General features: G+C 70.9%; 13 protein-coding genes. 11 read left to right on the top strand and 2 right to left on the bottom strand.

Features of this window, described 5'->3' with window-relative positions; translation table 11 throughout:
• Positions 1-13 precede the first annotated feature (13 nt).
• On the top strand, positions 14-709 hold the full coding sequence (locus ACWF62_RS08620) for a response regulator transcription factor (RefSeq protein WP_378507148.1): 696 nt from the start codon (positions 14-16) through the stop codon (positions 707-709).
• The gene (locus tag ACWF62_RS08615; protein ID WP_378507147.1) at positions 706-2,121 is read left to right on the top strand and encodes a sensor histidine kinase; all 1,416 of its coding nucleotides are present in this window, start codon (positions 706-708) and stop codon (positions 2,119-2,121) included. Before ACWF62_RS08620 ends, ACWF62_RS08615 begins: the two co-directional genes overlap by 4 nt.
• Here the strand turns inward: ACWF62_RS08615 and ACWF62_RS08610 are convergent.
• Positions 2,080-3,132, bottom strand: coding sequence for an alpha/beta hydrolase (locus ACWF62_RS08610; RefSeq protein WP_452629833.1), 1,053 nt, complete (start codon positions 3,130-3,132; stop codon positions 2,080-2,082). The genes ACWF62_RS08615 and ACWF62_RS08610 overlap by 42 nt on opposite strands.
• A 148-nt stretch (positions 3,133-3,280) precedes the next feature.
• Here ACWF62_RS08610 and ACWF62_RS08605 point away from each other — a divergent pair, with 148 nt between their 5' ends.
• Positions 3,281-3,868, top strand: coding sequence for a dihydrofolate reductase family protein (locus ACWF62_RS08605; RefSeq protein ID WP_378569414.1), 588 nt, complete (start codon positions 3,281-3,283; stop codon positions 3,866-3,868).
• A 13-nt stretch (positions 3,869-3,881) separates the two neighbouring features.
• Here the strand turns inward: ACWF62_RS08605 and ACWF62_RS08600 are convergent, their stop codons facing one another.
• A complete protein-coding gene (locus tag ACWF62_RS08600; protein ID WP_378569416.1) occupies positions 3,882-5,909 on the bottom strand; it encodes a TerD family protein in 2,028 nt (675 codons plus the stop codon).
• Positions 5,910-6,143: 234 nt separating this feature from the next.
• Between ACWF62_RS08600 and ACWF62_RS08595 the strand changes: the two genes are divergently transcribed.
• The 8 genes from ACWF62_RS08595 to ACWF62_RS08560 form a co-directional block, all read left to right on the top strand.
• Entirely contained in the window at positions 6,144-6,917 is a 774-nt protein-coding gene (locus tag ACWF62_RS08595; RefSeq protein ID WP_378507143.1) for a TSUP family transporter, read from the top strand.
• A 21-nt stretch (positions 6,918-6,938) separates the two neighbouring features.
• The gene (locus ACWF62_RS08590; protein WP_378507142.1) at positions 6,939-8,453 is read left to right on the top strand and encodes a TldD/PmbA family protein; all 1,515 of its coding nucleotides are present in this window, start codon (positions 6,939-6,941) and stop codon (positions 8,451-8,453) included.
• On the top strand, positions 8,450-9,835 hold the full coding sequence (locus ACWF62_RS08585; RefSeq protein ID WP_452629832.1) for a metallopeptidase TldD-related protein: 1,386 nt from the start codon (positions 8,450-8,452) through the stop codon (positions 9,833-9,835). The genes ACWF62_RS08590 and ACWF62_RS08585 overlap by 4 nt, the downstream gene beginning before the upstream one ends.
• Positions 9,832-10,233: a YchJ family protein gene (locus tag ACWF62_RS08580; RefSeq protein WP_378507140.1), complete on the top strand. Its 402-nt coding sequence runs from the start codon at positions 9,832-9,834 to the stop codon at positions 10,231-10,233. Before ACWF62_RS08585 ends, ACWF62_RS08580 begins: the two co-directional genes overlap by 4 nt.
• A 73-nt stretch (positions 10,234-10,306) precedes the next feature.
• Positions 10,307-11,179, top strand: a complete 873-nt coding sequence (locus tag ACWF62_RS08575) for an SGNH/GDSL hydrolase family protein (protein WP_452629831.1) — start codon at positions 10,307-10,309, stop codon at positions 11,177-11,179.
• A 66-nt stretch (positions 11,180-11,245) separates the two neighbouring features.
• Positions 11,246-12,676, top strand: coding sequence for a lipase maturation factor family protein (locus tag ACWF62_RS08570; RefSeq protein WP_378507138.1), 1,431 nt, complete (start codon positions 11,246-11,248; stop codon positions 12,674-12,676).
• 21 nt (positions 12,677-12,697) lie between these two features.
• Complete coding sequence (locus ACWF62_RS08565; RefSeq protein ID WP_378507137.1) at positions 12,698-13,078, top strand: RNA-binding S4 domain-containing protein; 381 nt, start codon at positions 12,698-12,700, stop codon at positions 13,076-13,078.
• A gap of 120 nt (positions 13,079-13,198) precedes the next feature.
• Positions 13,199-13,501 (top strand): hypothetical protein (locus ACWF62_RS08560; protein WP_452629830.1); only part of this gene is annotated, 303 nt, incomplete at its 3' end.

Genomic DNA, 13,501 nt, shown 5'->3' with positions numbered 1-13,501 from the left:
GCAAGATGAGGGAGTGGTCGCTGTCCACCGGGTACTGATCGTCGAGGACGACACCGACGTCCTGACCGCGCTGCGGCGCGGTCTCGAACTGTCCGGGTTCGAGACCGTCACCGCGGAGGACGGGGCGGCCGCCCTGCGTGCCGTCAACGAGCACGATCCGGACCTGATCGTGCTGGACCTGAGCCTGCCCGTCCTCGACGGGGTGGGGGTGGTGACCGCCCTGCGGGCGTTGAACAACGACGTGCCGGTATGCGTGCTGTCCGCGCGGAGCGCGGTCGGCGACCGGATCGCGGGCCTCGAGGCGGGCGCGGACGACTACATGGTGAAACCGTACGAGTTCGGTGAACTGGTCGCGCGGATCCGCGCCCTGCTGCGCCGCAGGCCTGATCCGACCGCGCAGACGCAGGCCGGGACGGTCCGCGTCGGACCGGTCACCGTCGACCTGCCCGGCCGCCGCGTCGGTGTCGCCGGCCGGGCGGTGCACCTGACCAAGCGGGAGTTCGACCTGCTCTCGGCGTTCGCCGAGAACCGCGGCATCGTGCTCACCCGCGAGGGGCTGCTCGAATCGGTGTGGGGGTACGACTTCGAGACGGAGACGAACGTGGTGGACGTGTTCGTCAGCTACCTGCGACGCAAGCTGGAGGCCGACGGCGCACCCCGGGTGCTGCACACCGTTCGCGGCGTCGGCTTCGTCCTCCGGGACCCATGACCACGCCGCGGGCGGGGACCGGGCGCCGGGGGCCGGTGTCGCTGCGGGCGCGGGTGACCGCGGCGGCGGCGCTCGGGACCGCGGTGGTCGTGCTGCTGCTCGGCGCGGTCGCCTGGATCGGGATCGAACGGCAGGTCACCGCGCAGCTCGACGCGAAACTCGACTCCGTCGCCCAGGTGACGGCCGCCAACCTGACCAGCCTGCGCGTGCTGCAGGGCCCGCTGCCGCTGCCCCCGGACTATGCGGGGACGGTGCGCGCGGGCGGGATCGTGCTGTCGACGACCGCCGCGACCCTCCCCCCGTCCCCCGAAGGCTGGAGCGACGCCACCGTGGACGGGACGCCGTATCGGGTGCGGACCGTCGTGGTGATCAGCGGGCTGGACGCGACGATCTCGGTCGGCGCGCCGACCGAGCCTGCCCGGGCGACGATCACCGGTCTGCACCGGTGGACGGTGGCGATCGGTGTCGCGGCGGTTCTCGTTGCCGCCGGGCTCGGGTGGCTGTTCGCCGGGGTCGCGGTCGCGCCGCTGCGCAGGCTCGCCGAACAGACCCGGAGGCTCGGTGCCGACCCCGCGGCGCCGCCGCCGCAGGGGTCGGGGGCGCGGGAAGCGGAAGAGCTGGCCGCGGCGCTGCGGCAGCTGCTCGCCGCCAACGCGGACGAGCGGGCCCGCACCGCGTCGGCTCTGGAGACGGCCCGCGACTTCGCGGCCGCGTCCGCGCACGAACTGCGCACCCCGCTGACCGCGATGCGCACGAACCTCGAGGTCGCGACGACGATGGACCTGCCAGCCGACACCCGCGACGAGATTCTGGCCGACACGCTGCGCACCCAGCGGCGCGCGGAGGGCACCCTCGGCGCGCTGGAACGGCTCGCGGCCGGTGACCTGACGTCGGGAGCCGACTTCGAGCCGGTCGATCTGGCCGAACTGTTGGACCGCGCCGCGCAGGACGCGGGCCGCGCCCACCCGGGGGTCGACATCCGGCTCGATGTGCCGTCCGCGCTCGCGGTCGTCGGGCTGCCCGCCGGGCTGCGGCTCGCGGTGGACAACGCCGTCACCAATGCGGTCCGGCACGGTGGGGCCCGGGTGATCGAGATCGGTGCCAGGGACGGGTGGGACGCGGTGTACATCGCGGTGACCGACGACGGTGCTGGGGTGCCCGTGGGCGAGCGCGAGGCGCTGTTCGAGCGGTTTCGGCGCGGCAGCGGCGCGGCGCCAGCCGGATCGGGTCTCGGTCTGGCGTTGATCCGTCAGCAGGCCCAGTTGCACGGGGGCACCGCATGGTTCGAGGACAGTCCGCTCGGCGGTGTCCGGTTGGTGCTTCGGCTGCCCCGCCCGCCCGCGGGATCCGGACGCCGCGCCGAGGCCGGGTCACCCGCCCGAATGCAACGCCGCCAACAGCATCGGCAGTGAACGGTGCAGTTCCCGTTCCCAGTACGGCGGGCTGTGCGTTCCCGCCGTGAAATGGGTGACCGGCTCGGCGCCAAGCGCCCGCAGCCGATCCGCAACGGCGCGACTGCTCTCGTGCATCACCGCCTCGGTCAGGTCCACCACGCCGGGCGGGAACTCCGCGGCCAACCGGTCGAGCTCGGGAAACAGCGTTTCCGCTGCCGTGCCGGGCGGGTCCAGATCGCCGACGGTGCCGTCACCGCTGGACAGATACACCGGCAGCCCGGTCAGCGCCTCGGCAAGGTGGTAGACGTCGTTCGCCTCCCACACCGCGCGGTCGCGCACCGGATCACCCCAGAGGCCGCGGTCGTCGACGCCGACGAACCGGGCCGCGGCCAGCACCACCTCGGCACGCCGCAGCGGGGCCAACCATCCGCTGTAGCTCGCGGCGGCCCGGAACATCCCCGGCCGCTGCGCCGCATACACCAGCGCACCGTATCCGCCCTGCGACAGGCCGGCGATCACCCGGTCCTGTCCGGCCCCGTAGTCGCGTTCGAGCAGCGGGACCAACTCGTCGAGATGGAATGACCGCACCGCGGGCGGCCCGCCGCGCCCCTGGTTGTACCGGTCACTGTAGAAACCGAACATCGGCATGCCCGGCACCACCACCAGGACGTCCCGCAGTTCCGGAAGGGTCGCGATGTTGCTGTCGCTGGTCCAGCTCAGGTGATCGCCGTCGCCACCGGGCAGCAGGTAAAGCACCGGCCAGGTGCGGCCGGGCGCCCGTTCACCCCACCCGTCCGGGGTGAGCAGGCGGACCTGGGCCGGGCCGCCGAGCGCGGGCGAGTCGACGGTGAGGTCGACCACCCGATCACCGATCTGCTGTTGCTCGGTCACCGCGGCACCCGACACACCCGCGGCGGGCGTCGGTGCAGGGTGTCCGGTGTCCGTCCCGCACCCGGCCACCAGTGATGCCGTCAGCAGCAGGCCGGCCAGGCCTGCTCCGAGCTTGTTTCCGCGTTGTCGATCAACCATGCCTCGACGCTAGGGAAGTTGGCCCGTCCCCACATCGGGGCCAACCCTGATCTGTCCCCGGATCTGCGCACCCGTTTCGCGCGGCCGATGAGTTCCACGGTCGGGGACGGTCGGTACGGAGGTCAGCACACACAGAAGGAGGTCCACGATGGGCAAGGTGTTCAGTCACATGACGATGTCACTCGACGGGTTCGTCGCGAACCCGGACGACGAGGTCGGGGAACTGTTCGAGTGGTACGAGGGCGGCGAGGTGACCGTGCCGAACCCGAACGAGACCGTCTCGTTTCGGGTCGACGATGCGGGCGCTCAGGCGCTGCGCGAGTTGACCGAGAACTGCGGAGCACTCGTCGCGGGCCGACGCCTGTTCGACATCGCGCACGGCTGGGGCGGCACCCACCCGGCGGGCGCCCCGGTCGTGGTGGTCACCCATCGTGCGCCGGAGGACGCTGCAACCGCCTGGCCGACAACGACCTTCGTTGACGGTGTCGCCGCCGCGGTCGCCCGTGCCAGGGAGATCGCGGGCGACAGGGACGTCACCATCGCGAGCGCCGCGATCACGCAGCAGGCACTCGACCTCGGCCTGGTGGACGAGGTGTGCGTCAGCATCGTTCCGGTGCTGTTCGGCGAGGGCATCCCCTATTTCGCGGCCCTGGCCCGCGGCCATCAACTGCTCGAGGATCCGTTCGTGATTCAGGGGCGCCGCGCCCTGCACCTGCGGTACCCCGTGCGCCGCTAGGTGTCCTGACGGCCTACGAGGGTTGTTCGTCGGCCGCCTCGGGAGCCGCAGGCTGGGTTTGCTTCGGTGCGGCGGGCACCCACTCGCGCAGCTTCTGGACCACCCCTCCATAGAAGGCGTCGGTCGATGAAGTGACGCTCGTGACGAAGTTCGCCGCGGTTCCCGAGCGCCGCCCACTCATCGGGAAGGTCTGTTCGAGACTGAAAGACACGATGTCGCCGGACCGATTGTCGGTCAGAACCTTCGGATTCCCGCGCACCACATCCAGGTATTCGCATGTCTCGTTGCCGCGTTCGGAGAACACCGCTTCGACCTGGACATCGCCGGGAACGTCCTTCAACTGCTTCAGAAGCCACGCCACCCTGCGGCTCGACGTTCCTTCATTCGGGGCGTCCACCGTGGTGCGGCAGCGGATCTTGCTGGTACGGACATCCGCGATCACGGTGAGATCGCCAGCGGTCTCGGGGATTCGGAGCACGGCCTCGAATACTCCATCGCCCGCCAACCGATCCACGACAGACGCGTTTCGTGCCGCAGGATCGTTGTTGTATCGACGAGCAACGATGTGCTTGACGGTGACACCGAGTTCAGCGGTCATCCGCAGTGCGAGGTGCCGCGACAGGGCCACCCACGACTCGGCCACCGTCAGCGCCTTCTGATCGCCTGAGCGGAGGGTTCCTGCCGTCACCGCGTCACGGATGGTGACCCAGTGACGACCCATGTCGACGAACTCGGTCGCACCGGACCGAGGGTGATCGAGATACCGGAGGAACTCGCTCAAAATCCAGGCATGGAGTGCATTATCGATGTCTCCGTGTGAGAGGAGCATCCGTGCCTCGTGCGCCACTTCGGCCCACGACAGATGTCGGAGGGCGACCTTGGCCAGCTTGCGCCGGTCGACCTCGACGGGGAGTTCTCCGGCACTGGCAGGGACGTCATTCGACAGGCTGACGACCACGTCGTACTTCTTCCTGCGGGCCACGTCGAGGTAGCTTTCAAGCTGCTCTCGTTTGAGCTTGCCGTTGCCGGTTTTGACCTCGAGCAGCCCGGTCCATTGACGGGATCCGCGGGCGACCTTGAGGACGGCGTCGGGGATCACTTTCGTCTCCCCCCGTTCGTACTGAACCTCGACGTAGCCTTCGAAATTGCCAGCAGGCGCGCCCATCCGTGCACACAGTGCGCGCGCGAAGGGACGCACTGCCTGCATGGTGGCAATCAAGGCCGATGTCGCGCGGCGTTCCTGCTCCTCCCCGGCGCCGACTCCGATGACCGAGAACAGCCGCGCAGGCTGCCAGGTGTCGTGCTCGGCAAGCGTGAACTCGATCGGTTTCGACTTCTTCACCACCCGCTTCGCGGTCCGCACGCCGCGCCGGCTCGCTTTCGCCGATCGGTCCGTGGTGGGTGTGGGCGGATCCTGCGGGACCCGGCCGGAGGAACCGCTACCTGCCGACGCGGGTTCCGCGTCGGCAGAGTCGGTTTCGAGGGCGTCAGTGGGGTGAGGGTCCGCGTCGTCGTCGATGTCCACGCCGAAATCCGCGGCGAGTCCGGGCAGCCCCGATTCCCAGCCCTGGCCGACCGCCCGCACCTTCCACTCAGTGCCACGTCGATACACCTCGCCGAAGACGAATGCGGACTCGGTGGTGGCGTCGGCCGTGACGTACTCCGCGAGCGAGTGTCCCGTTCCGTCGACCAGTCGGAGGGTGAGTTTGCCGAGGTCACCGAAGCTTCCGGTGCCGACGCTACCGACGAGTGCCACGGTGCACACGTCATCGGCAATGGCGGGCAGATCGATCGCGATGCGGGCCTGAGCGCCGTCCTCGGTCGCACCCGTGCCGAGGAACCTGATCGACCCGTCGGCGGATTCCGGCTGGTTGTAGAAGACGAAATCGTCATCCGACCGAACCTTGCCATCTGTGTTGAGCAGCAACGCCGACGCATCCACGTCGATCTCCGACTCGGTCCAGCCGATGACCACGTCGACCTGCACCACGTCGGTCGGGAGGGGCAAGTTCTGCCCCTTGGACAGCATCGGAATCGTCATCGGACACCTTTGTTTGACTTGGAGACGTAGTCGCATGCACGGCCGACCACGGCTGCGGCAACCGGCGCGTCAGACGGCATCCTAGTTGGGTACGGACCCCGGTCATGACCTGTCCTTCAGGTGAACGACACAGGCGGACAGGCGAAAACGACTTCTTCGGCCGCTCCCGGACGGCCCGAACATGAAGACGAGGCCGACACCCGCGGGGCAATACGTCTGCCATGTGGTTGGGTCATGTTCGTGGTGTGGACCGACTGGGGTGTTCTGATGGCTGCCGCGCTCGCGGCGGGCTGGGTGGACGCCGTGGTCGGGGGCGGAGGGCTGATCCTGCTGCCGGTGATCCTGCTGACGATGCCGCAGATGTCGCCGCAGGAAGCGTTGGCCACCAACAAGTTGACCGCCGTCAACGGCACCGCCGCCGCCGTCGTCACCTTCGCGCGGAAGGTTCGCCTCGAATGGCGGCTGATGGTGCCTGCCGCACTGCTCGCCGCGGCGCTGTCCGCGGCGGGGGCGGCGACCGTGTCCCTGATCGACAAGGACCTGTTCATCCCGATCATCATGGGGTTGCTGATCGCGGTGGCGGTGTTCGTCACCGTACGCCCGACCGTGGGCACCACCCTCGCCCGGCACCGGCCGTCCCGGCCGAGGATCGTCACCACCGTCCTCGTCGCCGCGGGCGCTCTCGGCTTCTACGACGGACTGTTCGGCCCCGGGACCGGCACGTTCCTGATCATCACGTTCGCGGTGCTGCTCGGCACCGAATTCGTGCGCAGCGCCGCGATGGCGAAGGTGATCAACCTCGGCTCGAATGTCGGTGCGCTCGCCTACTTCGCGGCCACCGGCCACGTGTGGTGGGCGCTCGGCCTTGCGATGGCGGTATGCAACGTGATCGGTGCGGTCCTCGGTGCCCGCACCGCGCTGGCGCGGGGCGCGGGGTTCATCCGGATCGTGCTGCTCGTCGTCGTGGTGGTGATGGTGGTCCGGCTCGGGTGGCAGCAGTTCGGGTGAGAGTTCGGATAGGTTGACCGGGTGGCCGCACACGACGTCGATCCGGACTTCCTCACCCTGCCGTTGTCGGCACTCACCGACGCGGCGCTGACGGCGGCGCGGGCCGCGGGCGCCACCCACGCCGACCTGCGGGTGCATCGGCTGCGCACCCAGTCGATCCGGCTGCGCGACGGCGCCGTTCAGTCGGTGTCCGACGCGGACGAACTCGGGCTGGCGGTCCGCGTGATCATCGACGGCACCTGGGGTTTCGCGTCGCACGCCGAGCTCACCGCGGACACCGCGGCCCGGACGGCGAGGCGGGCGGTGGAGGTCGCGCTGGCGCTGCGATCCCTGAACCGGGACCCCGTCGACCTCGCAGACGAACCGGTGTACCGGGACGCCGTGTGGGTGTCGGAGTACGACGTCGACCCGTTCGCGGTGCCGACCGCCGACAAGGTGGCCCTGCTGGCCGACTACTCGGGGCGACTGTCCGCCGCCGCGGGCGTCGACCACGTCACCGCCAGCGTGTTGCAGGTCAAGGAGCAGACCTACTACGCGGACCTGGCCGGCTCGCGGATCACGCAGCAGCGGGTGCGGCTGCACCCGGAACTGGAGGCGACCGCGGTCGACGCGGCGGCGGGTAGCTTCGAGACGATGCGCACCCTCGCTCCCCCGGTCGGCCGCGGGTGGGAGGCCCTCACCGGCACCGGCTGGGACTGGGACGACGAGCTCGCCCGGATCCCGGAGTGGCTGGCGGAGAAGGTGACGGCGCCGACCGTGACGGCGGGGCCGACGGACCTGGTGATCGACCCCAGCAACCTGTGGCTGACCATCCACGAATCCATCGGGCACGCCACCGAATACGACCGGGCAATCGGCTACGAGGCCGCCTACGCGGGCACCTCCTTCGCGACCCCCGACCTGCTCGGCACGCTGCGGTACGGAACCCCGGTGATGCAGGTGACCGCGGACCGCACCGAGGCGCACGGGCTGGCCACCGTCGGCTACGACGACGACGGTGTGGCCGGGCAGCGTTGGGACCTGGTCCGGGACGGTGTCCTCGTCGGCTACCAGCTGGACCGGGTGTTCGCGCCGCGGCTCGGGTTGTCCCGGTCCAACGGCTGCTCCTACGCCGACTCCCCGCATCACGTGCCGATCCAGCGGATGGCGAACGTGTCGCTGCGACCCGACCCCGACCGGGACACCAGCACCGCGGATCTGATCGCCCGCGTCGAGGACGGCATCTACGTCGTCGGCGACAAGAGCTGGTCGATCGACATGCAGCGCTACAACTTCCAGTTCACCGGCCAGCGGTTCTACCGGATCCGTGACGGCAGGCTGGACGGGCAGCTGCGCGACGTCGCCTACCAGGCGACGACCACCGACTTCTGGGGGTCGATGGAGGCGGTCGGCGGGCCGTCGACGTGGCGGCTCGGCGGCGCCTTCAACTGCGGCAAGGCGCAGCCCGGACAGGTGGCCGCCGTCAGCCACGGCTGCCCGGCCGCGCTGTTCCGCGGCGTCAACGTGCTCAACACCCGAACCGAGGGGGGCCAGTGATCGCCGCACAGGAGCTGATCGAGCAGGCGTTGGCCCTGGTCACCGTCGACGAGGCGATCGTCCTCGTCACCGACGCCGCCGAAACCTCGCTGCGGTGGGCGGGCAGTTCGATGACCACCAACGGGGACGCACGCTTCCGCAGCTGGACCGTCGTCGCGATCGTCCGCGACGGCGGCACGGCCCGCGTCGGGTCCGTCACCTCGTCCAGCGTCGACGCCGACGCCGTCGCAGCGGTCGTGCGGTCCGCGGAGGAGGCCGCCCGCACGGCCCGGCCGGCCGAGGACGCGATGGACCTGATCGGCCCGTCCGGCACCCCCGACCCCGGCTGGGCCGACGGACCTGCCGTCACCGGGGTCGAGGTGTTCGGTGGGCTCGCGGACGCGTTGGCCGCGGGATTCGACCGCGGGACAGCCGGATCCGATGCGGCCGACCGCCTGTACGGCTTCGCGCACCACCAGCTGCACTCCACCTGGCTGGGCACCACCACCGGGCTGCGGCGCCGGTTCACGCAGCCGACCGGGTCGGTGGAGATCAACGGCAAACGCGGCGACGCCAGCGCCTGGGTCGGGGCGGGCACCGTCGACTTCACCGACATCGACGTGCCGAACCTGTTGGCGCAGTTGAGCACCCGCCTCGACTGGGCGGGCAGCGCCGTGGACCTGCCCGCCGGACGCTACGAGACGCTGCTTCCGCCGTCCGCGGTCGCGGACCTGATGATCTACCTGATGTGGACGATGGAGGGGCGCGGCGCGCAGGAGGGACACACCGCCCTGTCCCGGGCCGGCGGCACCCGGGTCGGGGAACGCCTGACCGGGCTGCCGCTGACCCTGTTCTCGGACCCGCACTCCCCCGGACTCGAGTACACACCGTTCGTCACGGCGGCCGGATCGAGTGAGTCGGTGTCGGTGTTCGACAACGGCATGGATGCCGGGCGGGTCGACTGGATCCGGGACGGGACGATCACCGCGCTCGCCTATCCGCGGCACGCGGCCCGCGAGTTCGGTGCGCCGGTCGCGGTGCCCGGCGAGAACCTGCTGCTGACCGGCGGCTCCGACGCGACGATCGACGCGATGATCGCCGGCACCGAGCGCGGCCTGCTCCTGACCACCCTCTGGTACATCCGCGAGGTGGACCCGGCGACCCTGCTGCTGACCGGCCTGACCCGCGACGGGGTGTACCTCGTCGAGGACGGGCGGGTGACCGGCGCGGTGAACAACTTCCGGTTCAACGAGAGCCCCCTCGACCTGCTGCGGCGGGTCACCGAGGCGGGCGCAACCGAGGCGACGCTGCCGCGGGAGTGGAAGGACTGGTTCACCCGCACCGCGATGCCGCCGCTGCGGATCCCGGACTTCCACATGTCCTCGGTGAGTGCCGCGCAGTGAGTATCGAGATCCGGCTCGCCGACGACGCCCGCTGCCCGTGCCTGAGCGGCGAGACCTACGGGAACTGCTGCCGTCGCTACCACCGCGGCGGGGTCGACGCGCCGACCGCGGAAACGCTGATGCGGTCCCGGTATTCCGCGTTCGCGGTCGGGGACGCCGACTATCTGCTGCGCACCTGGCATCCGAGCACCCGTCCCGCATCGCTCGACCTCGACGGCGAGCAGCGGTGGCTGCGCCTCGACATCCTCGGCAGGTCCGGGGGTGGCCCCCTCGACTCCGCGGGCACCGTCGAGTTTGAGGCGCACTACCGGTACGGGCGGGCGCGGGAGTCCCTCCACGAGCACAGCCGGTTCGTCCGCGAGCATGGGAAGTGGTGGTACGTCGACGCGTTGGCGTGACGGCGGGCACGCTGTCGTTCGACACGGCAACCACCTCCCCGCCGTCACCGCGTTTGTCGCGGATACTGGCGCCATGAGTTGGTCCGCTGGAGTTCGCGCCGCCATCACCGCTGCGATCGTCGCGACCGCCACCGCGGTGCCGCCGGTGCTCCCGGCCGCGGCCGCCGCCCCGGCGCAACCCGCGGTGCGATACGTCGCGCTCGGCGATTCCCGCGCCGCCGGGCCGTCGCTGGATCGGGTCGCGGACACCAACGGGTGCCAACGCTCGGACCTCGGCTATCCGAACCTCGTCGCGCGGGGGCTGAACACAAGCTCGTTCCGCAACCTGTCCTGCACCGGCGCCCGCACCGAGCACGTGACGACGACGCCGCAGCCGACGTCGGGTGGTGCGGTGCCCCCGCAGATCGTGGGGCTGCCGCCGGACACCACCCTGGTGACCCTCAGCATCGGCGGGAACGACATCCGCTGGCCCACCCTGGTTTCCCGGTGCTACGCGGCGGCCCCCGGCGGTGACGCGGGCTGCCGCACCGATCCCGCCCTGGCGCGCGATGCGATGGCGGCGCTGGCGGACCTCGGCCCGAGGGTGTGGTCGACGCTCGCCGCGATCCGGGCGAAGGCGCCAGCCGCCCGCATCATCCTGGTCGGGCACGGCGGGATCGTCGGGGACCGCGGATGCTGGCCGAGCCTCCCGATCAGCGACCCCGACGCCGTCTGGGTCAATGGATTCTTCGCGATGCTGGGCGGGGTGCTGGCGACGGCGGCAGCGACGGCCAGCGCCGAGTACGTCGACGTCGCCGTGTCCTCGCGCGGGCACGACGGGTGTGCCGCACCCGACCAGCGGTGGTTCGAGGGACGCCAGGCCGGCCCGTCCGCGAGCCCGCTGCACCCGAACGCCGCGGGGATGCGGCACATGGCGGATCGGGTGCTTGCCGTGGTGCGCGGCTGAGCATTGCGCCCGCCTGCCGCGTCGCGGGGACCGGAGTAGCGTTCGAATCGGTCGCGGCAGGTGGTGATGGACTGGTTCGGCGTCGGGTATCTCGGCCGGTGGCTCTTCACGGAGGGGCTCGCGGTCATCTACCTCGTCGCGTTCGTCTCCGCGGCGCGCCAGTTCCGGGCGCTGCTCGGCAGCCGGGGCATGCTGCCGATCCCCGACCACCTGGCTCGATCGTCGTTCCGCCGGACGCCGAGCATCTTCCACTGGTACTACTCGGACCGCTGGTACGCGGCGGTCGCGTGGGCGGGGGCCGCGCTGGCCGCGGTCACCGTTGCCGGGGTGACCGCGGGACTGCCGCTGCCGCTGTGCATGGCGGTGTGGCTGCTGATGTGGGTGGCGTACCTGTCGATCGTCAACGTCGGCCAGCTCTGGTACGGCTTCGGGTGGGAGTCGCTGCTGCTCGAGGCGGGGTTCCTGGCGATCTTCGTCGGCAACGCCGACATCGCGGCGCCGATCACGATGATGCTGCTGGTGCGGTGGCTGCTGCTGCGCCTCGAGGTCGGTGCCGGGCTGATCAAGATCCGCGGCGACCCGTGCTGGCGGCGCCTGACCTGCCTGTACTACCACCACGAGACGCAGCCGATGCCGGGACCGCTCAGCTGGTACTTCCATCACCTGCCGCGACCGTTGCACCGGGTGGAGGCGGCGGGCACTCACCTCACCCAGCTGGTGGTGCCGTTCCTGCTGTTCGCGCCGCAGCCGATCGCCGCCGGAGCGGCGGGCGTGCTGATCGTGACCCAGTTGTGGTTGGTGGCGAGCGGCAACTTCGCGTGGCTGAACTGGCTGGCGGTGGTCCTCGCCTGCTCGGTGCTGCCGGACGAGGTGCTCGGTCCGATCCTGCCGATCGACGTCCCCGAGCCTGCCCCGACGCCGACGTGGTTCACCGCGAGCACCCTCGTCGTGGCCGCGGGGGTGGCGGTGCTCAGCTGGTGGCCGGTCCGCAACATGGCGGGGCGCCATCAGCTGATGAACGCCTCGTTCAGCCCGTGGCATCTGGTCAACACCTACGGCGCGTTCGGCACGGTGACCCGGGTGCGTACCGAGATCGTCGTCGAGGGCACCGCGGACGACGCCGTCACCGACACCACGGTATGGCGCGAGTACGAGTTCCGGGGCAAGCCCGGCGACCCGCGCCGCAGGCCCCGGCAGTACGCGCCGTATCACCTGCGGCTGGACTGGCTGATGTGGTTCGCCGCGATCTCGCCGAGCTACGGGGACCGCTGGTTCGGCGGGTTCGTCCGGCGCCTGCTCGAGAACGACCCGGACACGCTGACGCTGCTGCACCGCAACCCGTTTCCCGACCACCCGCCGCGTCTCGTGCGGGCCCGGCTGTTCGAGTACCGGTTCACCGACCGCGGCACCCGGCGCGCCACCGGGCGCTGGTGGGAGCGGGAGCTGATCGGCGTGTGCCTGCAGCCGGTGAGCCTGGCGCGTTTCGGGCGTTCCTGACCGCGTCGGTAACCTGGCGGTGTGTCAGATTCCTCGGGTGTGCGTCTCGACAGCTGGGTGTGGTCGGTGCGGCTGTTCAAGACCCGCTCCGCGGCCGCGGCGGCCTGCCGGTCCGGGCACGTCCGGGTCAACGGGTCGTCCGCCAAGCCCGCCCAGCTGGTTCGGGTCGACGACGAGATCCGGATGCGGGTCGGGGGCCGGGAACGGATCGTGGTCGTTGCCCGGCTGATCCGGAAGCGGGTCGGGGCACCCGAGGCCGCGCTCTGCCTGATCGACCGGTCTCCCCCACCGCCGCCGCGTGAGGTGCTGCTCGCGGTGCCGCAGCGGGACCGCGGAACCGGCCGCCCGACGAAACGTGAACGGCGCGAACTAGATCGGTTGCGCGGGTTCAACGAGGACTAGGCGCACCGTCGAGCGCAATCATTCGCCCATTTCGTCACTCCTGGACCCGTGTCCATGTCATGCTTCCCGCCGCCGCTGGCGCCCGCCGCGGCATGGACGGCAGTGAGCGAGGTGCGGTTGATGTTCGATCAGGTCGGCAGTCGACGGGAGCGGAGGCGCGGACCGAGGCCGGTGCGCGCGGCCGCGGTGGTGGCTGCCGCGTGCACCGCGACCGGGATCCTCGGCGCGGGCGGGGTGCACGCCCAGCCCACCGCGAGCACCGGGTGCGGCGTCGCGAACGGGCACACGACGTGCGCGTACGACAGCCTGCACGGGATCGAGGAGTACTTCCTCGACATTCCGGCGGACGTGGTGTCGGTGCATGTGATCGCCGAGGGCGGCAGCGGTCGGGGCGCGCAGGGCGGTCGCGGCGCGATCGTCGAG

The organism is Rhodococcus sp. NPDC054953, assembly GCF_053609225.1.
The sequence above is the reverse complement of the archived record's forward strand: the minus strand, read 5'-3'. Positions and strand labels throughout refer to the sequence as shown.

What these genes read in the sequence shown, in the direction of transcription:
- ACWF62_RS08615 (WP_378507147.1), top strand. Translation starts at nt 706, where the DNA reads ATGACCACGCCGCGGGCGGGGACCGGGCGCCGGGGGCCGGTGTCGCTG.
- ACWF62_RS08610 (WP_452629833.1), bottom strand. Translation starts at nt 3,132, where the DNA reads ATGGTTGATCGACAACGCGGAAACAAGCTCGGAGCAGGCCTGGCCGGC.
- ACWF62_RS08605 (WP_378569414.1), top strand. Translation starts at nt 3,281, where the DNA reads ATGGGCAAGGTGTTCAGTCACATGACGATGTCACTCGACGGGTTCGTC.
- ACWF62_RS08600 (WP_378569416.1), bottom strand. Translation starts at nt 5,909, where the DNA reads ATGACGATTCCGATGCTGTCCAAGGGGCAGAACTTGCCCCTCCCGACC.
- ACWF62_RS08595 (WP_378507143.1), top strand. Translation starts at nt 6,144, where the DNA reads ATGTTCGTGGTGTGGACCGACTGGGGTGTTCTGATGGCTGCCGCGCTC.
- ACWF62_RS08575 (WP_452629831.1), top strand. Translation starts at nt 10,307, where the DNA reads ATGAGTTGGTCCGCTGGAGTTCGCGCCGCCATCACCGCTGCGATCGTC.
- ACWF62_RS08570 (WP_378507138.1), top strand. Translation starts at nt 11,246, where the DNA reads ATGGACTGGTTCGGCGTCGGGTATCTCGGCCGGTGGCTCTTCACGGAG.